Genomic DNA, 26,554 nt, shown 5'->3' on the forward strand with positions numbered 1-26,554 from the left:
CGCAGCGATGCCGAACGCTGCGCAGCGTTCACCACCTGGCTGCACACCTACAATTGCCACCGCGGCCACACCGCACTCGGCGGCCAACCACCCGCCAGCCGCGTACCTAACCTCTCAGGTCAGTACAGCTAGGCCTCGGGATCAAGTAGCGCAGTACGCGTGCGGAACGTTGCGATGCCAAATATTGTCTTTTTCGTCAATTCACAAGCGTGGGAGTCGAGCGATGAAGACAAGACTTGCCTCGTTGCCGCTCGCCGGCGCACTCGCCGCAATGGCAATCGGCGCGGCGCCCGCCGCCTCGGCTGACTGCGCGTCCTTCTTCGGATTGGGCAACACCGCGAACTGCCAGAGCGGCCCGACCAGTATCGCGATCGCGATCGGGCCCAACGCGACCGCGAAGGCAGGTGGGCTGTTCGGTGCCGCGTTCGCCCTTGGCCGCATTCCCCTGATCGGAACCACGAACGATGGGGTGGCCACCGCGACCACAAGCGGGGCCTTCACCTTTGCCTGGGCGTGGGGAGACAACGTGACGGCTCAGTCCGGGGATCTGTTTGGAATCGCCACCCAGTGGGGCACCAACGGTACGACCATCACGAAAGGCTTGGGCAATATCGCTCAGGCCATCACCAACCCGTTCCCGTTCTTGTTGCCGCCCACCACCGAGATCGGAATGACAGTGGCCAGCGGCGTCGGCAACGTGGTCACCAACGGCGCGTTCGTAACCAGCCCGGGTCGCAGCGTCGAGGCCATTGGCTTCGGAAACTACGCCTTCAACGGCTGGGGCTTCGACAATGTCGTCAAGGCGGGCGGTACACAGACCAGTATCTTCAATGTCGCATTCGACGTCTTCACCAGCGGCGACGTGGTCTCGGGTCCTGGCCCGTTCGCGATCGCGATCGCTGCTGCCCAACCGCATGGCCATATCACCAGTCAGAAAGGTCCCGGCTTCAACGTCGACATCGGCAGTACGCCCCCGTCACTGATCCCCGCTCCTTCGGCCGCTTCCTTCCGTCCCCCCAAGAAGAAGGTGACGCCCAATTCCGCCGCCAGTGTCAGCCCCGGCGGTGACAAGAAGTCGGGTGTCGCATCCGGTGCCCGGCACCACAAGAAGTCGAATTAGACCGAGAGATCCCGGCGCAGTTTGGCGACGTGGCCGGTGGCCTTGACGTTGTACTGTGCGACCTCGATCTTGCCTGTCTCGTCGACCACGAACGTCGAGCGGATGACGCCCTGAACGGTCTTGCCGTAGAGCTTCTTCTCGCCGTAGGCGCCCCACTCGGTGAGTACCTTCTTGTCGGGGTCGGACAGCAGCGGGAACGTCAGCTGGTCGCGGTCGGTGAACTTGGCCAGCTTCTCCGGCTTGTCCGGGGAGATGCCGACGACGTCGATGCCGGCGCCGTTGAGCTCGGCCAGACTGTCCCGGAAGTCGCACGCCTGCTTGGTGCAGCCCGGCGTCATCGCGGCCGGGTAGAAGTAGACGATCACCTTACGGCCCTTGAAGTCGGACAGCTTGACGGTCTTGCCCTCGGCGTCCGGCAGGCTGAACGCGGGTGCTTTGTCGCCGACTTCGAGGCGCGCGGTCTCGGTCACCTGGTGATCCCTTCATCTCCCGGTGCATCGGGGTTGGCCCGGGTTGCTCTAGGGTAGTTCGGCAGGGCGGCAGTTTGGAGGACGGAAGTGGCGGACCGGGATCCCGAGGTCATCAAGGCCGAGATCGACCAGGCTCGTGACCGGCTGGCGGCGACGGTCGACTCGCTGGCCGTGCGCGCCAATCCGGAGCGCATCGCCGACGACGTCAAGGCAGCGCTGCTGCGCTTCGTGAAGAGACCGCCGGTGGCCGCGGCGCTGGCCGGTGTCAGCGTGGTGACGGTCGTGCTGGTGATCCGCCGAATCCGTAACGGATAGCGGCTAGCGGCGGCGGAACCAGTCGCCGAGCGACAGACGAAAACCGGGGGGATTGGCAACCAGGCCGATCCGGCTGCAGCTATGAACCTGCATCGGAGTGACCGGTGCGGAGGGCTGCGGAGCTACTTCGCCTGCGGGGCGTTGAACCAAGTTCTCCGGCGCCATGCGGCTAAGTCCTCACTGTGTCACTGGACGTTGTGTCCCAGGCCTGCTGTTGGTCAATACAGCTAACGGCCACCATAACACCGTTCGCAACATTACTGCAGCACAATGCGCTGTCTTTCGGTTGAGAACCACCCGCCGGTTACCTACCGGAGCGCAAACCTGCTGGTCACCCAACTGGCTTAACGGGTTGCTCAGCAGATTCTCAGCGACGCATCTCACACCGAGCCGCCGACCGGGTCCCCGCGGCCTGGGGCAACGTCACATCCCGATCAGGGGAGAACGATCGGCAACCGCTCCCAGCCCCGCACGGTCGACGTCGGCGCGAGCTTGGCACCTGTGTAGTCGATGTCCCATTCCGGGAACCGGTTGAGCAGCTCGTCGAGGGCCACCCGCCCCTCGAGCCGGGCCAGGTTGGCGCCCAGGCAATAGTGGACGCCCTTGCCGAAGGTGAGGTGGCTGATCGTGTCGCGGTGGATGTTGAAGCTGTCGGGATCGTCGTAGCGGCGCCGGTCGCGGTTGGCGGCGCCGAACAACAGCAGCATCGCGCTACCGGCCGGGACGGTCGTGCCGTAGCACTCGAAGTCCTTCAGCACGTACCGGCCGACATGCGGCCCGGTGGGTTCGAAGCGCAGGGTCTCGTCGATCGTGCGGTTCAGCAGCGAGCGGTCAGCGATGACGTCGCGACGCTGGTCGGGGTGCTCGGCGAGCACCTTGGCCAGCCAGCCGATCAGCCGGCCCGTCGTCTCGTTGCCCGCACCGGCCACCACCTGGGTGTAGTGCAGCACTTCGGAGCGGGTCAGCTTGCGTGTGACGCCGTCGTCGTCGGTGAACTCGACGTTGAGCAGCGCCGTCATCAGATCGTCCGACGGGTTGTGGGATCGCCACTCGACGTAGTCGGCGTAGATGCGACCGTCGGCGATGCGGTCGGGATCGGCGACCTTCATCGGCGTCCCGGGCTTGGTACGCAGATTGGCATCGTTGGCGTCGCGCACCGAAATCTGTTCGGACTCCGGGATTCCCAGCAGCATCCCGATCACGCGCATCGGCATCATCGAGGCCAGCTCGGCGATGATGTCGAAGCCGCCGGAGCCAACCCACGGGTCGAGGCAGCCGATGCAATACCGGCGGATCTGGTCTTCGATCTCGGCCATCCGGCGGGGTGTGAACACCCGCGACATCAGCCCGCGGAGCTGGGTGTGCGCCGGCGGATCCTGGAACATCATCACGCCGCCGGGCATGGCGAAGTCGGATTTGATCAGCTCCAGGATGTCGCTGCGGCTGTTGGAGAACGTCTCCCAATCCGACAGCGCCGCTTCGACGTCGGAGTGCCGGGCCAGGGTCCAGAAGTCGTAGCGCTCGTTGTGATAAATCGGCGCTTCGTCGCGAAGGCGGGCATACACCGGATACGGGTTGGCGACGATGTCGACGTCGTAGGGGTCGTAGTAGACGGTGTCATTGGCAGTCGTCATGGTCCATCCCCACATCCGCCCGTTCCTTGCTGAGCGATCGCTCAAACATCGGGGTGGTGCCATGTTTAGCAGCCCTGGCGAGGCCCGGTCAAGGGTCGCTTTAGACGAACACCGCGCCGGGGTTGAGGATGCCGGCCGGGTCGAAACTGTCCTTGATCCGGCGCATCAACGCCAGCTTCACGGGGTCTTCCAGCTCGCAGAAATAGTCGGCCTTGGCCCGCCCGACACCATGCTCGCCGGAGATCGCCCCGCCCAGTGACATTCCCATGGCGAAAACCGCGGTCAGTATCTTCTTGCGGATCTGCGGGTCCTTGCAGAACAGCACACCGTGCACGTTGCCGTCGCCGGCATGCCCGCACCCGCTCATCCCGACCCCCTCGGCGAGCGCGATGTCACGGGCCCGGCGCAGGAACTCCGGCATCGACGCCCTGGGCACCACGACGTCGATGATGTCGTCGGCGCCAATCGCTTTCGCGGTCCAGAACACGTTCTCCCGAGCCACGATCAGCCTGCGCGCCGAGTTGCCCTGGAGCACATACGCATCCAAGGCGCCCCACTCGCTGAGCAGTTCGCCCAGGGTCGCGGCGTCCTCGTCGAGGCGATCGGCGTGGTTGTTCTCCAGCGCGACGACGAGGTAGGCGTCGCACGCTTCCCGGATCGCCTCGGGGATCCCCAGTTCCAGGTTCTCGGCGTTGACGATCGCCGCCATCACGACGTTGTCGATGTATTCGACGATGGTCGGGTTCATTCCGCTCGAGATGAGTTTCGGAACGGCGGCCATCACCTGGTCGAAATCGCCGAACGGGGCCAGCACGGTGGCGCTGTGGGCGAGGCGGGGGACCAGCTTGACTGTCACCTCGGTCACCAGCGCCAGCGTGCCCTCCGAGCCGATGATCAGCTGGGTGAGGTCGTAGCCGGTGGAGATCTTCGACATCTTGCCGCCGGTGCGGATGATCTCGCCGGTGGGCAGCACCGCCTGCAGGCCGAGCACGTTGTGCCGGGTGACGCCGTATTTCACCGCCCGCATGCCACCGGCGTTGGTGCCGACGTTGCCGCCGACGCTGGAGGACAGCTCACCGGGATACACCGTGTAGCTCAGCCCCGCCCGCGCGGTCTGGGCGTCCAGCTCGGTCAGCGTGACGCCGGGCTGCACCACCGCCACGTGATTGTCGGCGTCGATCTCCAGGACAGCGTTCATCCGCTCGAACGAGATCAGCAGGCCATCGGCGACGGGTTGGGCCGCGCCGGACAGGCCGCAGCCCGACCCCCGCGCCGTCACCGGCACGTGGTGTTCGGTCGCGGTCTTCAGCAGTGCGGCGACCTCGTCGGCGGTCGCTGGCTTGGCGAGATAGGCGGGGCGCTGCGGCGGAATGGTCAGTGCCTCGTCGTGGCTGTAGTCCTCGGAGATCGCATCGCCGGTCAGCAGGTGGGTGGGGCCCACGATGTCGGCGAAGCGCGCTGCCAGATCAGCCATGAAGTTAGACCGTATCGGTCAGCCCGAGCTCGCGATAGATGTCGCGGCGCACCACCATCGCCTGGGAGTTGATCGGCACCCCGAGCGCCCAGTCGTGGATCTGCCCGCGACCGATCACCAACGACATGGTGCCGCCCGCATCGACCACTTGCTTCTGGTAGAGCAGATTGTCGGACAGCGAGAATTCTGTGGACCCCACATAGACGGTGGTCGGCGGAAGTGCCTTCAGCACTTCGTCTTCGAAGTTCATCACGCTGATCAGTGGGTCGGTGATCAACAGGCCGTCACTCCAGTGGCTGTTGTCGGTGTAGAAGGTGAAGTCGTTGGTGTTGAAGACCGGATCGTTGGTGTTCTTGATGTCCGGGTTGGACAGGTCGCTGGCGGGTGCAAACGAGAGCAGCACCATGCTGGCCGGAATGGGCTTGCCGGCCTTGAGCAACAGCCGCACCGCGCTCAGCGCCATGATGGGACCCGCTGAATCGGCGTAGATGCTGACGTTGTCGGCGCCGTAGGTGTCGATCTGTGCCGAGATGAAATCCGCCATCGCCGGGATGGTGTGGACGGCGGCTCCGGCCTCGGTGGTGGCCAGCGGGTACATCGGGACGATGACGGTGGCGCCGGTGTCGCGGGCCATGTTGGTGTAGTCGATCCAGTGCAACAGGATCGGCTGCAGGATGAACCCGCCGCCGTGGATGGCGACCACTGCCTTGCCGCTGGGGTCGGGTGGGGTGAATTCCCAGACCCTCCACTCGGCTCCTTCGGCCGTCGTGTACGTGGTCTTGGTGGCTGTCAATCCACCGAGCAGGAACGACGGCGGGTTGGCACTGGCCATCGCCTTCCCGATCTGGCCGTAGAGGTCGATTCCGATGACATTGGAGACGACGCGCAAGAAGCGCAGCGACGCCAAGGTGATCTGGTCGCCCAACGTCGGTGGTGCGGTGTAGGTCACCGACGTCGGAGCGGGTGTCGCCGAAACTGATTGGGTGGCAACCGGTTCGGTGGATATCGCCAGGCTCGGGGTTAGCCGGCGGGTGGTCGCGGCCGCGGTTACGACCTGAGACAGCCCTATCGGGGCGGTCGGTGAGGCAGGCACCTTGACCGGCGTGCGGCGTTTGCTCGCCGCGCTCATCGTCTGTGTCGTCTTCGCACGCTTGCTCGACGCGCGGCCGGGTGGCGCGCTCGTGGTGCGATCCGCTGATGCGCTGCCCGCCGTTCCGGCACTGTCGGCGACGGCCGCCGGTGCCCCCGATCCCGTCCACACGGCCGCGCCGATTCCCAGCGCCACAGCCACTCCACCGACCCGGCCTGCGTGCCCCCCAGCGCTCATGTCCTCGGTATAACAGCTGCCGCTACTGAGCAGGGGACAAAACGGACAGCTCGCCAGGAAAGATCGTCAACTGATAGATGGCGCCGTTGGGACCCTCCGCTAGCTTGACCGTGCTTCCGGCCGTGCTGTCGAAGGTGACCGCGCCGAGGAATGTCGAGAACGTGGAATTGAAGGTCAGGACCTTGATCCAGCCGCGGATGTAGTCGGCGATGAACACCTTGTCGTGGTAGCTGGGACCGAACGCATCACCGCTGTAGAACAGGACGGAGGTGATCGCGGCGTTGCCGGCGGAGTGGTCGTAGGTGTAGATCGGATTGGTCGAGGTGCAGCTGGCGCAGGTTCCTTCGGCGTTCGGCCAGCCGTAATTGCCGCCCTTGGTGATCAGGTCCAACTCCTCGACTGCGTTCTGCCCGACGTCGCCGGCCAGCAGCCGGTCATCAGGGGTGAACTCCAGACGGAACGGGTTACGCAGGCCGTACGCCCAGATCAGCGGCTCGGCGTTCACGGTGGTGACGAATGGATTGTCTTGTGGCGCAGATCCATCCACCGGGTTCAGTCGCAGGATCTTGCCGTGAATGTTCGACAGGTCCTGCGCGTTGGCGCCGTCGGTGTTGTCGCCGACACCCCAATAGAGCATGCCGTCGGACCCGAAGAGCAGGTCGCCGCCCTGGTGGTTGTTCTGGACCGTATCGGTGGACAGGAAGAGCTTGAATTCCGAATCGGGGTCGATACCGTCGGCGGTGACGGTGAGCCGGGACAGCTTGTAGTGCGCGTCGGTCGTGGTGTAGGCGACGTAGATGTATCCGTTGGTGGCGAATTCCGGGTCCACTTCGATCCCGAGTAGCCCGCGTTCGCCTTCGGTCCGCGTCGGCAGGACGATGAGTGGGTCGTCGCTGAGCGCGTCGTTCGCATAGAGCCGGATCGCGCCGCCCTTCTCGGTGATCAGAATGCGGCCGTCCGGCAGGACGACGAAGTCCGTCGGGGTGTTCAAGCCCGAAGCGATTGTGGTGCGGTCGAATACGTCCGATCCGGTGGGCGGCGAACCGCACGCCAGGATCGCGTCAAAGGCCCGTTCGGCGAACTGGGAGACCGCCTGCACCGCCTGCTTGACCACGGGTTGCGCCGCAATCTGCGCGACGGCGTCGTCGGCCTGCTTGCGTACCCACGCCAACGCCATCCAGGCTCCGAAGGGGTCGGGTGGCGGCTGCGGGACGACGGGTGGCCGGAGCTCCGAGACGAAGAGGGCGGTGTAGGTCGCCACGGTCTTGAGGAGATTGCACGCACAGGCGGTCACGTCGGAGACGATCGAGTTCGCCGATGCGGCCCGGGTGACCGCCTTGGCGGAGCGGGCCTGCGGACGCGGGCTGCTGACTGCGGCGACCGGCGCCTTGCGGGCGGCGGCTGCGGCGGCCTGCTGGGGTCGTGGCCGCGGTGCGGCCTTGCCGGTTCGGGGCGCGTGCGAACCCGTTGCTGCGGAATTGGGCGACGAGGTGTCGGCGACCGCTATGCCGGGTTGGGACAACAGCGCCCAGCCGAAGATCAGTGCGGTGACGATGATGCCAATGCGCACAACGTATTTGGCGTGCACCATGGGTGCCCCCCTGGAGCTGGTCAGCCAATTGACGGCTGTGCCGATTGTGCCACGCCGGTGGGTCGCGCGGAAGGATTTCTGTGAGGTTCCTTGACGTCTCAGCGTGCCGCCGGACGTGGCGCCGGCCCGCCGGTGTGGCGGCCTTTGGGCTTTGTCGGCGTCGCGGCCGCCGCACTCGCCTTGGGCTTGGCGGACGCGGTTGCGGTGGGGGCGGTTTCGTCGCGCGTCGTCGTGCGCTGAGCCGAGGGTTTCGGTCTCGGCGCCGCATGCGCGACGGTCTTGCGGTCCGGCTGTGCGGCAGCAACTTTCGCCGTCGGCGTTGTGGAAGCTGTGCGGCTCGACGACTTCTCCGGGGTGGCCCCGGCAGCGGCGGACGGCACGATCCCGAGCAGCGATCCGATGGCGTGGGTGATGACGGTGACCGCCGAGTTGGCCAGCTGGAAGAGTGCTTTGGGCACGATCGCCACCAAGTTGATGAACTGGCGGATGAGGATCACCGCGGCGCCGAAGAAGTCGACCTTGTTCGCATACGGGGTGACGTCGAACGGTTGCAGAGTCCCCGTCGCGAGCTGGTTGATCAGCTCCTCGACGGTCGCGACGGCGTCCTTGGGGGTCCAGTTCGTGGTGAACAGGCCGAAGTTCTGCTCGTCGTCGAAGCCCCCGGTGTAGGAGTCCCGCGTCGTGTAGATGAACATCGGCCCGGCGCCCGCGACGTTCTGCCACGAGACGACGAAGTCGTGAATGAAGGCGGCCTGCTGTGTCTGGCTGATCGGCCAGTTGGTGGGCAGGCCGTATTCGGTGGCCCAGATCTTGAGGTCGGCGTCACCGTTGGCGTCCATCAGCGCCCGAAGGGCTTTCACCTGCTCCAGCGGGGAGTTGGCCACGCCGGTGCCCAACGAGAACGCCAACGTGTAGTGGTACGGGTGGTAGGACAGGGCGTCGAAGTAGCCTTCGGCACCGGCGTTATACATCTGCGCGAGGAAGCGCTGCGGTGCCAGCGACAACCCGGTGACGGTCTTGACCGCACCCAGCACGCCGGCGATCACCACGGCGTTGGGGTTGTTCGCCTTGATGGCCGGATAGGCCGCCTGCAGCATGCGCGTGTAGGCCGCGGCGTCCACCGGGTTGTAGAACAGCGCACCGTTGGGCTCGTTCCAGATCTCGTAGTCGTCGATTGCGCCGATGGTGCTGGTGTCGTTGTAGCGGCCGGCCACCGCGGCTGCGAAGCGCGCGTAGTCGGCAGGGTCGGAATGCCCGTTGAGCGGAAAGCCCGCCCAGGTCGGGGTACCGCTGATGACGCCGACGATGTTCATGCCGCGCTCACTGGCCGCATGCACGACGTAGTCCATCTTCGTCCAGTTGTAGTTCTCGTTGTCCTGGGGCTGGACGTAGACCCACGGCACCGCGATGCGAATGTCGTTGACGCCCATGTCCTTCAAGTGATCGAGCGTGACGTCGATATCGGCGTCGGACAGGGTGTAGAGCGTCGAATCCGCGACGCCGAGCGTCGTGGGCGCCTCGTCGACGGTGCCCGTGAGCACCACTGGGATGGAGTACACCCGGCCCTGTGCCGTGGTCGGTGGTGCCATGGAGTAGCTGCCCGTGGTGGCGGTGCACACCAACGCTGCGGTCAACGCTGCAGCTACAGTCCGACGCTTCATCGAGCCCCCCGGCCCTCCGACTTGGATGATGCGTCGCACCTTATCGCGCTGAGGATTAGCTGGCGCGTCGAATCGCGATGTTGCGCGCGGATTCTCGCTCGGAGGGGTTTCGCTGATCGGATGATCAGTCGCCGGAGACGGCAAAGAGCCCCGGAAGTCTCCGGGGCTCTTGTGCTGTGCGCCGTCAGGGTTTCGAACCCCGGACCCGCTGATTAAGAGTCAGCTGCTCTACCAACTGAGCTAACGGCGCGTGAACCGCGGAAGCGACAATAACAAACACCACTGCCGAACATGAAATCCCGCAGGTGGTCGCTGACCTGTGTAGTCGCCACCATGGCCGGGATTCCCTTAGAATATTGCCAATCATCCCCAGCTTTTCCACAGCTAGCCAGATAGAGAGCGATATGAGGCAGGCCGGTTCGGCACTCCGTCCGCGGTCGCGGCGTCGGTTGCTTGCGCTCGCGCTCGTTCCGGCGCTGCTGATCGGGCTCGGTGCCTGCAGCAGTGAACCGGCGGGGCCCCCGCCGGTCAAGGTCATCGCCGACAAGGGCACCCCCTACGGCGACCTGCTGATTCCCCAGCTGACGGTGTCGGTCAAGGACGGTGCGGTCGACGTCCCACTCGACCGGCCGGTGACGGTCAGCGCCACCAGTGGCGTGCTCGGCTCGGTGACGATGGTCAACGAGGCCGGCAACCAGGTGCAGGGCAAGCTCAGCCCCGATGGCGTGACGTGGTCGACCAGCGAGCCGCTGGGCTACAACAAGAGCTACACACTCACCGCGCAGTCACTCGGCCTCGGCGGTGTGACGGCCGAGAAGCTGACCTTCGAGACGCAGTCACCGGAAAACCTGACGATGCCGTACCTGTTGCCCGGTGACGGCGAGGTCGTCGGCGTCGGGCAACCCATCGCCGTTCGCTTTGACGAGAACATCCCCAACCGTGTGGCCGCCGAGCGCGCCATCAAGGTGACCACCAATCCGCCCGTCGAGGGGGCGTTCTACTGGCTCAACAACCGCGAGGTGCGCTGGCGCCCGCAGAATTACTGGAAGCCGGGCACCGCCGTCGACGTCGCGGTCAACACCTACGGTGTCGATCTCGGGGACGGACTGTTCGGCCAGCAGAACTTGACGTCACACTTCACCATCGGTGACGAGGTGATCGCCACCGCCGACGACGACACCAAAGAGCTGATCGTCCGGCGCAACGGCGTGGTCGAGAGGACCATCCCGATCTCGATGGGCAAGAACAGCACACCGACCAACAACGGCGTGTACATCGTCGGCGACCGGTTGTCCCACATGATCATGGATTCCTCGACATACGGCGTTCCGTCCAACTCTCCCAACGGTTATCGCACCGAGGTGGACTGGGCCACGCAAATGTCCTACAGCGGCATCTACGTTCACTCCGCGCCGTGGTCGGTTGGCGCACAGGGCTACTCCAATGTCAGCCACGGCTGCCTGAACGCCAGCCCGAGCAACGCGAAGTGGTTCTACGACAACACCAAGCGCGGTGACATCGTCGAGGTCCACAACACCGTCGGCTCAACGCTGCCGGGAACGGATGGCCTCGGCGACTGGAACATTCCGTGGCCGCAGTGGAAAGCGGGCAACGCCAACGCCTAGAGAGTCGCGACCGTGTTGATCGCCCTCGAAGAGCATTACGCATGGAGCCCGGTCAGCGCCGGCAATGTCGTCGGCAGCTGGCTCGAGACGCACAATGTCACCGCACACCAGCGGCTCTACGACCGCGGCCCGCTGCGGCTGGAGCAGATGGATGCGGCCGGAATCGATTTCCAGATCCTGTCGCTGTTCGATCCCGGTGTCCAGGACGACCACGACACGGCGCGTGCGGTCGAGAACGCCCGGCGCGCCAACGACGATCTTGCCGAGACAGTGCGGGCCACCCCGGACCGGTTCGGTGGCTTTGCCACTCTGGCTACTCAGGATCCTGACGCGGCGGCAGCCGAACTCGAGCGGGCGGTGGGGGATCTGGGCCTGGTCGGCGGCCTGATCAACGGGCACACCCACGGCCGGTATCTCGACGATCCCGCCTACGTCGGGTTGTTCGAGTGCGCGCAGCGCCTCGGCGTGCCGATTTATCTGCACCCCACCACGCCGCACCCGGCGGTGATGGATGCCTGGTTCGCCCCATATGTGAAAGATGGCCTGCACCTTGCCTCGTGGGGCTTCGCGGCCGAGACCGGCACGCATGCGCTGCGCCTGATCTATTCGGGGCTCTTCGACACGTTCCCCCGGTTGCAGATGATCCTGGGCCACCTCGGCGAGATGTTGCCCTACGCGGCCTACCGCATCGACCGCTACTACGGCCTCGGCGGCGCTGACGGCGGCGGCCGGCGGGCGCGGCTGCCGTCGGAATATCTGCGCGACAACTTCCACATGACCACGAGTGGCAACTTCAATCCGGTTGCGTTCGCGTGCGCGTTGGAGGTGATGGGACCCGACCGCTTGATGTTCTCGGTCGACTACCCGATGGACGACAACGTGACCGGCGCGGAGTTCCTGCGAAACCTCGAGGTCGACGACGACGTCCGGCGCAAGGTTGCCGGCGAGAACGCGCTGCAACTGTTCGGGGACAAGATCCCCCGGCGGTGAGGTCAGGCCGATCGCTTGGTGGCGACATGCAGACCGGTCGCCGCGGCCGCGCTGCGCGCCCTGACCTCAGCGGCCGACGGCAGGCCTTCGTGGCGCCACCGCTCGCACTCGCGCTGCACAGCGCCCAGCTCTTCGGTCAGGGAGGCGTGCACGACCTCGAGCGTCAGCGGATTCTTGGCCTCAGCTGCGCTCCGGTAGACAGCGGCCATCACGCTTGCCAGGGCTTGTCGCACGCCCAGCACGATCAGCATGGCGGGGTCGGAGGCCGCCGGAAGATCCGAGATTGCGACACCGTCCCAGATGTCCCAGGCCTGCTCGCAGAAGCTCAGCGGTTCGTCGGCGTCGATCGCACCAAGTGCTGCGACGAAGACGTCCAGCCGGTCGACCCAGATGTCCGGGCGAAGAGAACCGTCAGAGTCTGCCAATAGCCGAACCGTCATGTCCCTACGTCCCTTCGCAACTGCGTCCCCCCGGACGCCAAGCCATCGTGCTGCGGAATTCCGCGGCATACGACCCTGTACCCGTCGACCCATCTTCTCAATCAGAAGTGTTTGCTGAGTTAACGGTGAGTTGCGTTACAGCTTTGGTTGGCTCATTCGAAGGTTCGGACGAACGACAGCACGCGCGGCGACAGGTGCGGCGGCATCCACGGCTTGTCGATGGCGCCGGGCGCGGTGTGCAACGCGTCGAGCCCCTTCTGGCCGCCGAATCGGGCGATCAATTCCTTGACGGCCGCGACATCGTCGGCGACGTTCGGATACAGTATCGCGTCTAGCTGCCCTTGTAGTGAATTCACTTTGGGCGCAATGGCTTTGATCATGTCCAGCACGCTCGGATCGCCGGCCATCACCACCAGCTCGTCGGGACCGAGCCACTTCCTCTTCGACTTGGCGAACTGAGCCATATAGTCGCGATCCATCCGGACGTCCAGGTCCGATTCACCGTGCGGCCGCGCGGTGAACTCGAATCTCACCGCGGCGCTGTCGCCGCGCCGCAGGGGCTCGTTCAGTTCGTCCAGCCAGCGATACTCGAACGACGATTGCTTGGCGTCGTCGAAGAGTCTCGCGACGGCCTTGGCCTGCGGGCTGTCGTAACCGAAGGTCTTGGCCGCGGTCTTGACGGATTGTTCCTGGTAGGTGTGCAGGGCGCCGGTGACGGCCGCCAGCGCCGACCGGATCTTGGCCCGGCGCTCGGCCATCACATGTTCGTCGACGGTGGAGCCTTGACTGCTCTGCAGATCCAGGACGATCCCCGTCACCACGTCGGAGAGGGTCTCGCTCTCATTCGTGATGTGCTGCAACCACTCCCGGCCGAGCATCGCGCGCAGCCGGTCGTAGGCCTCCCGATACCGCCGGTTCTCGGTGTCGGTGAGAGCGCACACCTTGTCGAACACAATTCCGGTATTCGAAATCGGCGCGGCTCCCGGAGCATTTGTCGCCTGAAGACGTGCCACCAAAGTTGCACTCCGTGCCGTTATCTCTTCGGCGGCGGGCAAACCGTCGGACAACCATCGGGCGGACTCGCGACGGAGGCCTCCCAGACAAGCCTTGAGCGCAGCATTCACAGACGACAGCGTCTTGCGATCCCGGGCGTCAGGCGTGCGGTAGTAGTCGAGGGTGGACGCCGTCATGGCGTGGGCGACGGCGTGTAGTCCACCGAGGGCGACAAGCACCGCGGCGCTGCTTTCGGGCGGAGGATCAGCGGCAACAGCGCTCTGCCAGATTTCCCAGGCCTCCGCGCAGAAGTCGAACGGATCGTCGGCGTCGATCGCGTCCAGGGCCAGGATGAAGGCGTCGACCCTGTCGACCCAGATATCGAGGCGGTCGTGGTCCTCAGCGAACCGCGCGGGTCCGTTTCTCGTCCGATGGGCGTCCATGTTTCAGCCCTCCCCAGCTAAGCCATTGGAGCTATTACTGGACAGTAACGTACAACCAAATAATTGTCCCGTATAAGTGACAGAATCAGACAGAATCTTTACCATTTCGCCGTTTGGCCGTGTGAAATCGGAGCCTGAGGGCGATGCGGTCGACGAGATTCGACGGTTTTCCTCGCAGCTAGAGGCGGGTGCCGCAGATAACGGGATTACCGGCGAGGTGCGATGCCCGGTTTCGTTCAGGCAGTTACATCCTCGCCGCGCGAGCTGCCACGAACTACCTGTATTAAACGTGTGTATATTCCCGTCCAGCAAACATTCATAATTGTTTTCGCATGCAAAAGTCGAACGGGTCAGCGCGTTGCCCCGACATGACTCGGCTGACGGGTGACGGCCCAAGAAAAAAGTCAGGCCCCGAAAACGGGGCCTGACCTGCAGGGTGGCTGACGGGACTCGAACCCGCGACAGCCAGGATCACAACCTGGTGCTCTACCAACTGAACTACAGCCACCATCGCTGGACACCGTCCTGGGGACGGCAGCAGCGTCGTCGATACTAGCCGTTGTCGGCCTCAACAGCCGAATCCGTTTCGCCGACCCCGTCGATTGCGGCGACCGCGGTGGCGATCTCGCTGGTAGACGGCCCGGGCAGGGGCACGAACGCGGTCGCCCGGTAGTACTTCAGCTCGCGGATCGACTCCTGGATATCGGCCAGGGCCCGGTGCGCGAGGCCCTTCTCCGGCTGGCCGTAGTAGATGCGCGGATACCAGCGCCGGCAGAGTTCCTTGATCGAGCTGACGTCGATCATGCGGTAGTGCAGGTAGGAGTCCAGCGCCGGCATGTCGCGGGCGATGAAGCCGCGGTCGGTGGCGATCGAATTGCCCGCCAGCGGTGCGGTCTTGGCCTGTTTGACGTGGGTGCGGATGTAGTCGAGGACGAGTTGCTCGGCGGACGCCACGTCGACGGTCGACGTGCGGACCTCCTCGGTGAGCCCGGATCGGTGGTGCATCTGGGCGACGACCTCGATCATGCCGTTCAGCGCCTCGTCGTCGGCGTGGATCACGACGTCGATCCCGTCCCCGAGGACGTTGAGCTCGGCGTCGGTGACCAACGCGGCGATCTCGATGAGCTTGTCGGTCCGCAGGTCGAGCCCCGTCATCTCGCAGTCGATCCACACCAATTCTTCGCGCACAGCGCTCAACCCTAAGCCCCAGGTGCCAAGTAGTGTCGTAGCGGCCATCACCCGAGTGACGACGGAGGCCAGCCGATGACGAGCGAATCGACAGCGACTCCTGCCCAGCAGATCGCCGCCGGCTACGCGACCACGGGCCAGGCGCTCGATCTCGGCTCGGTCATCGTCGACGGCGTCGTCGATCCGGCAGCGCAGGTCCGAATCCCGCTGGCCATGATGAACCGCCACGGACTGGTCGCCGGGGCCACCGGCACCGGCAAGACGAAGACGCTACAGGTGATCGCCGAGCAGCTGTCGGCCGCCGGGGTGCCGGTGATGATGGCCGACGTCAAGGGCGACCTGTCCGGGCTGACGCGGGCGGGGGAGTCCAGCGACCGTACTCTGCAGCGGGCCAAGGACACCGGCGACGACGGTTGGACCGGGGCGCCGTTCCCCGTCGAGTTCCTGTCGCTGGGCACGGACGGCATCGGTGTCCCGGTGCGCGCCACGATTTCGGCGTTCGGCCCAATCTTGCTGTCAAAGGTGTTGGGGCTCAATCCCACTCAGGAGTCGACTCTCGGACTGATCTTCCACTGGGCTGACCAGCAGGGCCTTCCACTGCTGGACCTCAAGGACCTGCGCTCGGTGATCACCTACCTCACCAGTGACGAGGGCAAGAAAGTCCTCAAGACCATTGGTGGGGTCTCGCCGCAGACTGCGGGTGTCATCCTGCGGGCGCTGGTCAATCTCGAGGCCGACGGCGGCGCCACCTTCTTCGGCGAGCCCGAGCTCGACCCGGCGGATCTGCTGCGCGTCGATGCGCAGGGCCGCGGGGTGATCACCCTGCTCGAGCTGGGTGATCAGGCGGCCCGGCCGGTGATGTTCTCGACGTTCCTGATGTGGGTGCTGGCCGACCTGTTCACCTATCTCCCCGAGGTCGGCGACATCGACAAGCCCAAGCTGGTGTTCTTCTTCGACGAGGCTCACCTGTTGTTCGCCGACGCCTCCAAGGCGTTCCTGCAGCAGGTCGAGCAGACGGTCAAACTGATCCGGTCCAAGGGCGTCGGCGTCTTCTTCTGCACCCAGCTGCCCACCGACGTACCCAATAACGTGCTATCCCAATTGGGTGCGCGTGTTCAGCATGCGTTGCGGGCGTTCACGCCCGACGATCAGAAGGCCCTGTCCAAGACGGTGCGAACCTATCCCAAGACCCAGTTCTACGATCTGGAAACAGATTTGACGTCGCTGGGTATCGGCGAGGCCATCGTCACGGTGCTCTCCGAACGTGGCGCCCCGACGCCGGTGGCGTGGACCAGGATGCGTCCGCCCCAGTCGTTGATGGACACCATCGGGCCCGACGCAATCAAGGCCGCCGCCGAGTCGAGTCCGCTGTTCGCGAAGTACGGCCAGACCATCGATCGGGAGTCCGCGTACGAGATGCTGGCGACGAAACTGGCGCCACCGGCGGAGGAGCCGGTCGACCTACCGCCGCTGCTGCCGACCGGAATCGACCTGCCACCCATGCCGAAACCGGAGAAGGCCGAACCCGGCGTGCTCGATCAGGTGATGAACAGCCCGGCGTTCAAGAGCGCGATGCGTTCGGCGGGAACGGTTATCGGCCGCGAAATCACGCGCAGCATTTTCGGGACTGCCCGCCGAACACGCAGACGCTAATCGCCGCCGAGCTTCTTGTAGACCGCGCCGACAATCGGCGTGACGATCCCGCGCGGCGCATACCCCGAGGCCACCGACATCGCCTTGGACGTCAGACCCGGCACGATCCGCATCTTGTTGCGCGCCAAGCCATCCAGCGAGATCCGCGCCGTGTACTCGGTGTTGATCCACAGGAAGTCCGGAATCAAGCGCTCCACCAGTGACTGCTCTGCCACGTCGGGCAGTTCGGTGCGCACCGGTCCCGGCGCCAGCACGGTCACATGCACACCCGAGTTCTTGACCTCGCCGCGCAGCGACTCGCTGAACGTGTTGGCGAACGCCTTGCTCGCCGCGTAAGTCGCGTTGTTGGGAATTGGGGAGTTCCCGGCGGCCGACCCCGAAATCAGGATGCCGCCGGCCTTGCGGGCCAGCATCCCGGGCAGGACGGCGAGCACCAGATCGTGCACCCCGAGCACGTTGAGCTGAACCTGCGCACGCTCGGCAGCCGGATCCAGCTTCGCCACCGGCCCGAACGTGGCGGTGCCCGCGTTGGCGCACAGGATCGAGATGTCACGCCCGGCCAGCTCGTCGGCGAACGCGGTGCGCTCCTGCGGGTCGGCGAGATCCACCGGCCGTACCTCGACGGTGACGCCGTAGCGCTCGGTCAGCCGCGCGGCCAGCGTGTGCAGCACGTCGGCTCGGCGCGCGGTGATGATCAGGTGATGGCCGCGCGCGGCGAGCTCGGTGGCCAACGCCTCGCCGATGCCCTGGGAGGCACCGGTGACGACGGCTCGGCTGTCCGGGGCGGGTGCGGGTACTGGCATGCGGCCATCGTAGGGTGGCCCGCATGACCAGCCCCCCGCCGGTTGCCCAGACCGTCGGCCGGTCGAAAGTTGTCGCCTGGGCGTTGTGGGACTGCGGTTCCACCGGCATGAACGCCATCGTCACGACCTTCGTCTTCTCGGTGTACCTCACCAGCACGGTCGGCCAGAACCTGCCCGGCGACACCTCGCCGGCCAGCTGGCTGGGCCGGGCGCTGGCCATCGCCGGCCTGACCGTCGCGGTGTTGGCGCCGCTCACCGGTGTGCTGGTCCAGGCGCCCCACCGGCGCCGCGCCGTGCTGACCACGCTGACCGCCCTGGCGGTCCTGGCCACCGCTGCGATGAGCCTGATCCGGGCCGATCCCGCCTACTTCGCGATCGGTCTGGTCCTGCTGTCGTTCACCGCCGCCTGCGGTGACCTGGGCAGCGTGCCCTACAACGCGATGCTGCGGCAGCTGACCACGCGGGAGAACTCCGGGCGCATCTCGGGGGTCGGGGCGGCCGCCGGCTACTTCGGCAGCGTCGCGCTCCTGATGGTCATCTACGCCGCATTCATCGCCGGGGACGGCCCGACCCGCGGCCTCTTCGGAGTCCCGGTCGCCGACGGACAGAATGTGCGTGCCGCGATGGTGATGGCCGCGCTCTGGTTCACCGTGCTCGCCCTGCCGCTGCTGATCACCGCGCACACCTTCGCCCCCGCGGTCGAGCCGCAATCCCCGCGCGTCGGCCTGCTCGGCGGCTATCGCCGGCTGTGGAACGACCTGCGCGACGAGTGGCGGCGTGATCGCAACCTGGTCTACTACCTGATCGTCAGCGCCATCTTCCGGGACGGAATCGCCGGGGTGTTCGCCTTCGGCGCGGTGCTCGGCGTCAGCGTCTACGGCATCTCGCCGGCGAACGTGCTGATCTTCGGCGTCATCGCCAGCACCATGGCCTCGCTCGGCGCGGTCCTCGCGGGTCCCGTCGACGACCGGATCGGGGGCAAGCCGGTGATCGTCGCCTCGCTGGCGGTGATGATCGCGGTCGGTGTCACTCTGCTGTCGCTGTCGGGACCCGTCGTGTTCTGGATCTGCGGCCTACTGCTGGCGCTGTGCGTCGGACCCGTCACGACCTCGGCCCGCACGGTCCTGTTGCGCATGGTCAGCGAGGGCAAGGAGGCCGTGGCCTTCGGGCTCTACACCACCACCGGGCGGGCGGCGTCGTTCCTGGCGCCGTGGCTGTTCTTCGTGTTCGTGGACGCGTTCCACGCCGACCGCGCCGGCCTGGGTGGGCTGTGCGTTGTGCTGGCGGTCGGGCTGGTGGGCATGGTGGCCGTGAAGGTGCCCAACGATGGACGTCGGGGCTAACCCGCCCCGGTGCAGATCGTCAGGCCGCGGCCGGTGCGTTCCCGCACCTGCGCCCCGTTGACCGACACATTGCACACCACGTCGCGCCCGACGTTGACGACGGCGACGCTGGCCGATGCGCGTGCGGGCGCCGGCAGGCTGACCTCTTTACTCCACGGCAGCAGCACGTTGAATTCGGTCTGCATGATGCCGCCGGTGTCGACGTAGGTGATGTTGATCGCGCGGCCCTCACCCAGCACGTTATAGACGACGGTGTCGGTTCCCGTGGGGCTGGTGGTGCCGCCCGGCACTGTCGGCGTTCCCGGTGTACCGGTGGTCGTCGGCAGCGAAGGCACGGTCGGCGTGGGGATGGAGGTGGTGGCCCGAGGCGTCGTCGACGCCGTCTCGGACAGCGGTGGCAGCGGTGCGACCACCGTCGTCTCCCTGGCGGAGCTGCTCACGATCACCAGAGCGATCACCAACCCCACCACCAGAAGCACCGCGACGGCGGCGGCGATCCACAACCACTTCGGCGATTTCGGCGGTCCCGGTGGCGGCGCAGCCGGGTCGTTGGGCGGCGGATAGCCCCCGCCCTGCTGCCAATACGACGACGGCAGCTGTTCGGTGGGTTGTGTGCCGCCCTGGCCGTACCCGGGCGCGGCGTAGCCGGGTCCGTAATACTGGCCGGCGTAGGCGGGATCGGTGCTCTGCGGATAACCGCTTCCGGCCTGCGTCGGGTCAGACCACCCCGATCGACGCGGATCGTTCATGCCCACCTCATGGTTGCCCAGGCTACCTGCGCGCGGCAGCCCCCGTCCGGTCCCTGTCAACTCTGGTTGTGTTTACCACCGGCGACCCGCGTGGAACGTGTTACCGAGAAGAAAGTCATCGTCACCGGAATGTGAGGCCGAGTGGAACAGGACGTTCGCGCGACCTACGGCGCATCGCTGTCGCCCGACGCGACGGCGTTCGCCCACATCGTCGACGACGGTGGTTACCCCCGCGCCGTCCAACGGTTTTTGCGCGGCTGGCGGGCCAGCTCCTCCCGCGACGTCGAACTGCCGGTGCAGGGTCCGGTGACCAGGGTCATCCACTCCGCAGACGGGCATTGGCTGGCCTGTCAGGTTGCCCCCGACGGCAGCACCCGCAGCCAGATCTGGGTGGTCACCACCGACCCCGACGACCGGATGGCCCGCCGAATCGACGGCATGGGCTCCGACGGAATGGCCGGCACCGCCGAGTTGATCGCATGGGACGGCACCCGGGTCTGCGCGATCCTGACCGGTGAGGACGGCGTCGGCCAGTCCAGTCTGATCGACCCGGCCGACGGCACGGTGACCGTGCTGGATCGCCGCTCGGGCGGCCGGCTGGTCGACGCCTGGGCCGGCTCGGCGCTGATCCGCGTCGGCCCGCGCGGCTATCGCGAGCTGATCATGCGGACCGGCCTCACCGAAATCGCTTTGCTGCCTTCGGATCCCGGATCCAACACCGATATGGGCGTGATACTCGACGATCACCATCCGCGGCGGCTGCGATCAGGGCCGGACGGCGAGGACACCACGCTGTATCACCCCGCATACACCTACGGACCGGACTTCGCCGATGGCTATGTACGCGCACTGATCCGCAGCGATAACGGTGCGACACATAGCCGTCTGCTTGAAGTGACCGTCACCCCCGACGGGGTGGCATATCACGTCGTCGCCGAGCGTCCCGGCTACGACCTCGACGAATTCGTGGTCAGCGACGATCTGTCGACGGTCGCTCTGCTGTGGAACATCAACGGCTGCAGCGAATTACAGATCCTCGAATACGCCGACAACACGCTGGCGGAGCCCATCGTCCTGCCCAACCTGGTGGCCGGTGAGCTGTCGATCAGCGCGGGCGGATCAATGGTCGCCCTGACACTGCAGGGCGCGGACATGCCGCGCACCGTCGAACTGGTCGACCCACGATCGCGGGAGTGGGAGCGCATCGACCGCAAGCCCAGTGTCGGCCCGGTGTCCGCGCGCCCCAGTCTGCACACCGTCACTGCGCGCGACGGCCGTTCGCTGTTCGGCTGGCTCTACTGCCCGCCGCCGGGTGTTGAACAGGCCGGCATGATGATCTACCTGCACGGCGGCCCGGAAGGTCAGGCCCGGCCCTCGCACAGCGAGATCTTCCCGGGGTTGCTCGACGAGGGCATCGCCGTGTTCACCCCGAACGTGCGCGGGTCGGGCGGGCAGGGCCGCGAATTCGTCCACGCCGACGACAAGGAGAAGCGCTTCGGCGCGATCGACGACGTGGCCGACTGCGCCCACTACCTGGCTGACCGGGGCTTTGCTGATCCGGGCCGGATCGCTTGTGCGGGTTGGTCTTACGGCGGCTACCTGACGATGGCGGCGCTGACCTTCCACCCTGATCTGTTCGTTGCCGGCGTCAGTATCTGCGGGATGAGCGATCTGGGCACGTTCTATCGCAATACCGAGCCGTGGATCGCGGCGGCGTCGTATCCGGAATACGGACATCCGATCGCCGATCGCGACCTGCTCGACGCGCTGTCGCCGCTGCAGCGGGTGGATTCGCTGGTCGCTCCGCTGCTGGTGGTGCACGGCGGTACCGATACGAATGTCCCGGTCACTGAATCCGAGCAAATCGTCGAGGCATTGCGCCTGCGTGGCCGCGTTGTGCGCTATCTGCTCTTCGACGACGACGGTCACGAGATCGTCAAGCGCGAGAATCATGCCGCGCTGGCCCGCGCCGTCGCGGATTGGCTGGCTGCGGCCTTTGACCGGCCCGAGGTTTAGGAAACTTTCGGGCGGGTAAAACCTTGTGCGCCAAGTACTGCGGATGTACAAGGAGGAACCATGCGAGGCCGCGGAATCCTGGGCGCGATTGTGATTGTGTGGCTGCTGATCGGAGTCTTCGCTACCTGGCAGCGTGGTTACTTCTCCAACAGCCAAACCAACTGCGCTACAGCGGGGTCCATTGTCCTGACGGTGATAGCCGGGCCGCTCAACTACGCGGGAGTCAATCCCACCGTGGCGAGCTGCAATCTGCCGCAGCCCAGTCAGTAGTGACGAAAAGTGTTCAGCAAGTGAGTAACTGGAGGCAACAATGATCGTTCTCGGAGCAATACTGCTCATCCTCGGGTTTGTCCTGAATATTCAGATCCTGTGGACCATCGGTGTCATCCTGCTGGTGGTCGGCGCGGTCCTGTGGTTGCTGGGCAGCGTCGGGCGCCCGGTCGCCGGCCGTCGCTACTGGTATTGACCGACGCCCCCGCGGGCGTGATGGTCGGCGGATGACAATGCCGCCATCGTCATAGCCCGTAGAACATCGCGTGAACGCCCCTGGTCGGCCGGCTTGGCCGCCAGGGGCTTCATGCTGTGTGGAGTCGAGTTGAGCAGACCGAACACCGCGTGAGCCATCAGCCGGGCATCGGCTTCGTCGAGGTCGGGATGTACCTCGCGCTGTACGCCGACCCAGATCTCGACGTAGCTGCGCTGGGCACGCCTCACCTGGCGCTGTGCCGAGACCGGCAGGTGCGCCAGGTCGCGGTCCTGGATGCGGATCAGATCGGACTCGCCCAGAGCGAAGTCGAGGTGGAATTCGATCAGGCCGGTCAGGGCGGCGTCGGGCTCGCCGGCCTGCGCCACGACCTCGCGGGCGCCGGCCAACAGCCGGGTGCTGATGCCGACCAGCAATTCGACCAGCAGTGCTTCCTTGTTGGGGAAGTGCCGGTAGATAGCCGGGCCGCTGACCCCGGCTGCAGAGCCGATGTCCTCGAGCCGGACGGCCTGGAAGCCCTTCTCGGCCATCAGTCGTTCCGCGGCCGCCAGCAGGGCAGATCGGCGATCCGATTTCTGCCTGCTGCGACGGGTGGACGTTTCGATGGGACCCCTCCGGCAATGCGTCTGGACGTTTCGGTTAATCTTCACTAACCTAGCACGAGTTAGTCGTCATTAACTCAATTCGACGGGACATCGACGATGACATCAGCGGTCGTCAACCGTGAGGCGCATCTGCAGCTCGTCGAGCAGTTGCGCGCCAAGCTGGCCGCGGCAGCGCTCGGCGGGCCGGAACGTGCGCGCGATCGGCATGTGGCGCGCGGCAAGCTCCTGCCCCGGGATCGGGTGGACGGGCTCCTGGACCCGGGCAGCCCCCTGCTGGAGGTCGCCCCGCTGGCCGCCGACGGCATGTACGACGACGAATGCCCGGCCGCCGGCATCATCACCGGCATCGGCCGGGTCTCCGGGCGGGAGTGCATGATCGTCGCCAACGATGCGACGGTCAAAGGCGGCACCTACTACCCGGTGACGGTCAAGAAGCATCTGCGCGCCCAGGAGATCGCGCTGCAGAACCGGCTGCCCTGCCTCTACCTCGTGGACTCGGGCGGTGCGTTCCTGCCCCGCCAGGACGAGGTGTTCCCCGACCGCGACCACTTCGGCCGCATCTTCTACAACCAGGCCACCATGAGCGCGGCCGGCATTCCGCAGATCGCCGCCGTGCTGGGCTCGTGCACCGCCGGTGGCGCCTACGTCCCCGCGATGAGCGACGAGGCGATCATCGTGCGCAACCAGGGCACCATCTTCCTGGGCGGGCCGCCGCTGGTGAAGGCCGCCACCGGCGAGGTGGTGACCGCCGAGGAGCTCGGCGGCGGTGATCTACATTCCAAGACGTCCGGCGTCACCGACCACTTGGCCCACGACGACCGCGACGCACTGCGCATCGTCCGCCGGATCGTCGCCACGCTCGGCCCGCGTGAACCGCGACCATGGGACGTCTCGCCCGACGTGGACGCGATCGCCGACCAGCAGGAGCTCTACGACGCCGTCCCGGTCGACGCCCGGGTGCCCTACGACGTGCACGAGGTGATCACCCGCATCGTCGACGGCGGCGAATTCAGTGAGTTCAAAGCCGAATACGGCACGACCCTGGTCACCGGATTCGCCCACATCCACGGCCACCCGGTCGGCATCGTCGCCAACAACGGGGTGCTGTTCGGTGAATCCGCGCTCAAGGGAGCACATTTCATCGAACTGTGCGACAAGCGGATGGTGCCTCTGCTGTTCCTGCAGAACATCACCGGCTTCATGGTCGGGCGCGACTACGAGGCCGGCGGTATCGCCAAGCACGGCGCCAAGATGGTGACGGCGGTGGCCTGCGCCCGGGTGCCCAAGCTGACCGTCGTGATCGGCGGCTCGTACGGCGCCGGCAACTACTCGATGTGCGGACGGGCGTATTCGCCGCGGTTCCTGTGGATGTGGCCCAATGCCCGCATCTCGGTGATGGGCGGCGAGCAGGCGGCCTCGGTGCTGGCCACGGTGCGCGGGGATATGACCGCCGAGGAAGAAGAGGCCTTCAAGGCGCCGATCCGCGCCCAGTACGAAGATCAGGGCAACCCGTACTACTCGACCGCACGGCTGTGGGACGACGGTGTCATCGATCCTGCCGACACCAGAACCGTTCTGGGGCTGGCACTCTCGGTGACCGCCAACGCGCCCGTCGAGTCCGTGTCCTACGGCGTCTTCAGGATGTGACGATGTTTACCAGTGTCCTTGTCGCCAACCGGGGCGAGATTGCCGTGCGGGTCATCCGCACATGCAAGGCGATGGGCATCCGCTCGGTGGCCGTCTACAGCGACGCCGACGCCGGTGCCCGTCATGTCCGCGAGGCCGACGTCGCGGTGCGGATCGGGCCGCCGCCGGCCCGGCAGAGCTACCTGGACATCGACGCGGTGGTGGCCGCCGCAGTGCGCACCGGCGCCCAGGCCGTCCATCCCGGATACGGGTTCCTCTCGGAGAATTCAGATTTCGCCGCTGCACTGGAGCGTGCGGGGGTGGCGTTCATCGGGCCGCCGTCGGGCGCAATCCGCACGATGGGTGACAAGATCGAGGCCAAATCCGCGGTGTCCGCATTCGGGGTGCCCGTGGTGCCCGGCATCGCGAGGCCGGGCCTGACCGATGCCGAACTGATCGACGCCGCCGGGGATATCGGCTTCCCGATCCTGGTCAAACCGTCGGCGGGCGGCGGTGGTAAAGGTATGCGCCGCGTCGACGATTCCACCGAACTGCCTGGCGCGCTGGCCGCGGCGCGACGCGAATCCGCGGCAGCCTTCGGTGACGACACCTTGTTCCTCGAGCGATTCGTGTTGCGGCCCAGGCATATCGAAGTCCAGGTGCTGGCCGACACTTTCGGCACAGTCGTGCATTTCGGCGAGCGGGAGTGCAGTCTGCAACGCCGCCACCAGAAGGTCATCGAGGAAGCGCCATCGCCACTGCTGGATGCCGACACGCGCGCGCGAATCGGTGCGGCGGCGTGTGACACTGCCCGCAGCGTCGACTATGTCGGCGCAGGCACCGTCGAATTCATCGTCTCCGCTGACCGGCCCGACGAGTTCTTCTTCATGGAGATGAACACCCGCCTGCAGGTCGAGCACCCGGTCACCGAGATGGTCACCGGGCACGACCTCGTCGAGTGGCAGGTGCGTGTCGCGGCGGGGGAGAAGCTGCCCATCACCCAGGACGACATCACGATGGACGGGCATGCGATCGAAGCCCGGGTGTACGCCGAGGATCCCGCCGCCGGCTTCTTGCCGACGGGCGGCCCGGTCCTGGGACTGCTCGAACCTTCCGGCGACGGTATTCGGGTGGATTCCGGGCTGTCGCAGGGCATGACGATCGGCAGCGATTACGACCCGATGCTGTCGAAGGTGATCGCGTACGGCGACGACCGTGCGGCCGCCTTGCGCACGCTGGATCGGGCGCTCTCGCAGACCGCGGTGCTGGGCGTGGGCACCAACATCGAGTTCCTGCGCTTCTTGCTGGCCGACGAGGACGTCGCCGCGGGCCGGCTGGACACCGCCCTGATCGACCGCACTGTGTTCACCGGGGAGGCCGTCAGCGATGAGACCTTCATCGCCGCCGCGGCATACCGCTGGCTGCAGCGCTGGCCGACCGGGTCGGCGGATCTGTGGGATGTGCCGTCGGGCTGGCGGATCGGCGCGCCCGCACCGACGAGCATCCGGCTGCGGAGCGGTGAGCGCACCGACCACGTGCACATCACCGGAACACCGGCCGACGCGGTGGCCCGGATCGAGGACGGTGAAAGCCATTCGCTGTCAACTCAGTTGGCCGGTAACGAGCTCGCCGTCACCGTCGACGGCATCCGTACCACCTACCTGGTGGCCGCCGTTGGTCACCAGATCTGGCTGGCCGGTACCGGCCGGACCGTGATGCTGGACGAGGTGCGCGAAGCGCCCGTGCGCCCCGACGACGAGGTCGGTGGCGACGCCGAGCTCATCAGCCCGATGCCCGGCTCGGTTGTGGCGGTGGGTGTTTCCAACGGCGATGAGGTCACCGCAGGCACCGTGGTGGTCGCCGTCGAGGCGATGAAGATGGAGCATTCGCTGACCGCACCTGTCGACGGGGTGGTCGAACTGCACGTCGCCGTCGGCGATCAGGTCAAGGTGGGACAGCTGCTGGCCAAAGTCACAGCCGCCCCGAAGAGTGAGATGTAGAGAA

23 protein-coding genes, 2 tRNA genes and 1 pseudogene are annotated in these 26,554 nt (G+C 66.1%); 12 read left to right on the plus strand and 14 right to left on the minus strand.

Translation table 11 applies throughout. The features are described from left to right. A pseudogene (locus HPC46_RS28165) lies at window positions 1-132 on the plus strand (IS481 family transposase); the annotation flags it as partial. Window positions 133-223: 91 nt separating this feature from the next. Continuing rightward, window positions 224-1,120 carry a hypothetical protein gene (locus HPC46_RS28170; protein WP_179475465.1) on the plus strand — a complete coding sequence of 299 codons (897 nt, stop codon included), beginning with the start codon at window positions 224-226 and terminating at the stop codon, window positions 1,118-1,120. Here HPC46_RS28170 and bcp read toward each other — a convergent pair. Beyond that, the gene (bcp, locus tag HPC46_RS28175; protein WP_179475466.1) at window positions 1,117-1,590 is read right to left on the minus strand and encodes a thioredoxin-dependent thiol peroxidase; all 474 of its coding nucleotides are present in this window, start codon (window positions 1,588-1,590) and stop codon (window positions 1,117-1,119) included. The two genes, HPC46_RS28170 and bcp, sit on opposite strands and share 4 nt — an antisense overlap. 87 nt (window positions 1,591-1,677) lie before the next feature. On the opposite strand from bcp, the gene HPC46_RS28180 reads away from it, so the two are divergent. Further along, a complete protein-coding gene (locus tag HPC46_RS28180) occupies window positions 1,678-1,905 on the plus strand; it encodes a DUF3618 domain-containing protein (protein ID WP_133696396.1) in 228 nt (75 codons plus the stop codon). Between the two features lie 434 nt (window positions 1,906-2,339). Here HPC46_RS28180 and HPC46_RS28185 read toward each other — a convergent pair whose 3' ends face one another. From HPC46_RS28185 to HPC46_RS28210, 6 genes are all read right to left on the minus strand, one after another. After that, window positions 2,340-3,539 carry a cytochrome P450 gene (locus tag HPC46_RS28185; RefSeq protein WP_179475467.1) on the minus strand — a complete coding sequence of 400 codons (1,200 nt, stop codon included), beginning with the start codon at window positions 3,537-3,539 and terminating at the stop codon, window positions 2,340-2,342. 100 nt (window positions 3,540-3,639) lie between these two features. Further along, entirely contained in the window at window positions 3,640-5,013 is a 1,374-nt protein-coding gene (locus HPC46_RS28190) for an FAD-binding oxidoreductase (RefSeq protein WP_179475468.1), read from the minus strand. A 4-nt stretch (window positions 5,014-5,017) separates the two neighbouring features. Continuing rightward, a complete protein-coding gene (locus HPC46_RS28195; RefSeq protein WP_179475469.1) occupies window positions 5,018-6,340 on the minus strand; it encodes an alpha/beta hydrolase fold domain-containing protein in 1,323 nt (440 codons plus the stop codon). A gap of 22 nt (window positions 6,341-6,362) precedes the next feature. Continuing rightward, complete coding sequence (locus tag HPC46_RS28200) at window positions 6,363-7,931, minus strand: PQQ-dependent sugar dehydrogenase (protein ID WP_233716794.1); 1,569 nt, start codon at window positions 7,929-7,931, stop codon at window positions 6,363-6,365. A 98-nt stretch (window positions 7,932-8,029) separates the two neighbouring features. After that, the gene (locus HPC46_RS28205) at window positions 8,030-9,592 is read right to left on the minus strand and encodes a cellulase family glycosylhydrolase (RefSeq protein ID WP_179475470.1); all 1,563 of its coding nucleotides are present in this window, start codon (window positions 9,590-9,592) and stop codon (window positions 8,030-8,032) included. Window positions 9,593-9,769: 177 nt separating this feature from the next. Continuing rightward, window positions 9,770-9,842, minus strand: a tRNA-Lys gene (locus HPC46_RS28210). A 154-nt stretch (window positions 9,843-9,996) separates the two neighbouring features. Between HPC46_RS28210 and HPC46_RS28215 the strand changes: the two genes are divergently transcribed. Then, window positions 9,997-11,217 (plus strand): L,D-transpeptidase, encoded by a 1,221-nt coding sequence (locus HPC46_RS28215; RefSeq protein WP_179475471.1) that lies wholly within the window; start codon window positions 9,997-9,999, stop codon window positions 11,215-11,217. Window positions 11,218-11,229: 12 nt separating this feature from the next. Next, window positions 11,230-12,207 (plus strand): amidohydrolase family protein, encoded by a 978-nt coding sequence (locus HPC46_RS28220; RefSeq protein ID WP_179475472.1) that lies wholly within the window; start codon window positions 11,230-11,232, stop codon window positions 12,205-12,207. A gap of 2 nt (window positions 12,208-12,209) precedes the next feature. Here the strand turns inward: HPC46_RS28220 and HPC46_RS28225 are convergent, their stop codons facing one another. The 4 genes from HPC46_RS28225 to orn all read right to left on the minus strand — a co-directional run bounded on the left by HPC46_RS28225 (window position 12,210) and on the right by orn (window position 15,271). Next, on the minus strand, window positions 12,210-12,632 hold the full coding sequence (locus HPC46_RS28225; protein ID WP_179475473.1) for a hypothetical protein: 423 nt from the start codon (window positions 12,630-12,632) through the stop codon (window positions 12,210-12,212). 167 nt (window positions 12,633-12,799) lie between these two features. Continuing rightward, complete coding sequence (locus HPC46_RS28230; RefSeq protein WP_179475474.1) at window positions 12,800-14,083, minus strand: hypothetical protein; 1,284 nt, start codon at window positions 14,081-14,083, stop codon at window positions 12,800-12,802. 435 nt (window positions 14,084-14,518) lie between these two features. Further along, window positions 14,519-14,591: transfer RNA gene (locus tag HPC46_RS28235), tRNA-His, on the minus strand. 44 nt (window positions 14,592-14,635) lie between these two features. Then, complete coding sequence (gene orn / locus HPC46_RS28240; RefSeq protein WP_179475475.1) at window positions 14,636-15,271, minus strand: oligoribonuclease; 636 nt, start codon at window positions 15,269-15,271, stop codon at window positions 14,636-14,638. A 75-nt stretch (window positions 15,272-15,346) separates the two neighbouring features. Here orn and HPC46_RS28245 point away from each other — a divergent pair, with 75 nt between their 5' ends. Next, window positions 15,347-16,924 carry a helicase HerA-like domain-containing protein gene (locus HPC46_RS28245; RefSeq protein WP_179475476.1) on the plus strand — a complete coding sequence of 526 codons (1,578 nt, stop codon included), beginning with the start codon at window positions 15,347-15,349 and terminating at the stop codon, window positions 16,922-16,924. On the opposite strand, the gene cmrA is transcribed toward HPC46_RS28245, so the two are convergent. Further along, on the minus strand, window positions 16,921-17,727 hold the full coding sequence (gene cmrA, locus HPC46_RS28250) for a mycolate reductase (protein ID WP_179475477.1): 807 nt from the start codon (window positions 17,725-17,727) through the stop codon (window positions 16,921-16,923). The genes HPC46_RS28245 and cmrA overlap by 4 nt on opposite strands. A gap of 23 nt (window positions 17,728-17,750) precedes the next feature. Here cmrA and HPC46_RS28255 point away from each other — a divergent pair, with 23 nt between their 5' ends. Further along, window positions 17,751-19,070 (plus strand): MFS transporter, encoded by a 1,320-nt coding sequence (locus HPC46_RS28255; protein ID WP_179475478.1) that lies wholly within the window; start codon window positions 17,751-17,753, stop codon window positions 19,068-19,070. Here HPC46_RS28255 and HPC46_RS28260 read toward each other — a convergent pair. After that, window positions 19,067-19,819, minus strand: coding sequence for an MmpS family transport accessory protein (locus HPC46_RS28260; RefSeq protein WP_179475479.1), 753 nt, complete (start codon window positions 19,817-19,819; stop codon window positions 19,067-19,069). The genes HPC46_RS28255 and HPC46_RS28260 overlap by 4 nt on opposite strands. Window positions 19,820-19,960: 141 nt before the next feature. On the opposite strand from HPC46_RS28260, the gene HPC46_RS28265 reads away from it, so the two are divergent. From HPC46_RS28265 to HPC46_RS28275, 3 genes are read left to right on the plus strand one after another with little or no spacing between them, the layout of a single operon-like run. Next, on the plus strand, window positions 19,961-21,835 hold the full coding sequence (locus HPC46_RS28265) for an alpha/beta hydrolase family protein (RefSeq protein ID WP_179475480.1): 1,875 nt from the start codon (window positions 19,961-19,963) through the stop codon (window positions 21,833-21,835). A gap of 60 nt (window positions 21,836-21,895) precedes the next feature. Next, the gene (locus HPC46_RS28270) at window positions 21,896-22,105 is read left to right on the plus strand and encodes a hypothetical protein (RefSeq protein ID WP_179475481.1); all 210 of its coding nucleotides are present in this window, start codon (window positions 21,896-21,898) and stop codon (window positions 22,103-22,105) included. Window positions 22,106-22,145: 40 nt separating this feature from the next. Continuing rightward, window positions 22,146-22,301: a DUF6131 family protein gene (locus tag HPC46_RS28275; protein WP_005145319.1), complete on the plus strand. Its 156-nt coding sequence runs from the start codon at window positions 22,146-22,148 to the stop codon at window positions 22,299-22,301. Here HPC46_RS28275 and HPC46_RS28280 read toward each other — a convergent pair. Then, window positions 22,289-22,963 carry an SACE_7040 family transcriptional regulator gene (locus HPC46_RS28280; RefSeq protein WP_407665572.1) on the minus strand — a complete coding sequence of 225 codons (675 nt, stop codon included), beginning with the start codon at window positions 22,961-22,963 and terminating at the stop codon, window positions 22,289-22,291. The genes HPC46_RS28275 and HPC46_RS28280 overlap by 13 nt on opposite strands. Window positions 22,964-23,020: 57 nt before the next feature. Here HPC46_RS28280 and HPC46_RS28285 point away from each other — a divergent pair, with 57 nt between their 5' ends. Both HPC46_RS28285 and HPC46_RS28290 read left to right on the plus strand, forming a co-directional pair. Continuing rightward, on the plus strand, window positions 23,021-24,571 hold the full coding sequence (locus HPC46_RS28285) for a carboxyl transferase domain-containing protein (protein ID WP_179475482.1): 1,551 nt from the start codon (window positions 23,021-23,023) through the stop codon (window positions 24,569-24,571). Window positions 24,572-24,573: 2 nt separating this feature from the next. After that, the gene (locus tag HPC46_RS28290; protein WP_179475483.1) at window positions 24,574-26,550 is read left to right on the plus strand and encodes an acetyl/propionyl/methylcrotonyl-CoA carboxylase subunit alpha; all 1,977 of its coding nucleotides are present in this window, start codon (window positions 24,574-24,576) and stop codon (window positions 26,548-26,550) included. The last annotated feature ends 4 nt before the right edge of the window (window positions 26,551-26,554 follow it).

It is taken from the genome of Mycolicibacterium vinylchloridicum (genome assembly GCF_013404075.1).
Classification (GTDB): domain Bacteria; phylum Actinomycetota; class Actinomycetes; order Mycobacteriales; family Mycobacteriaceae; genus Mycobacterium; species Mycobacterium vinylchloridicum.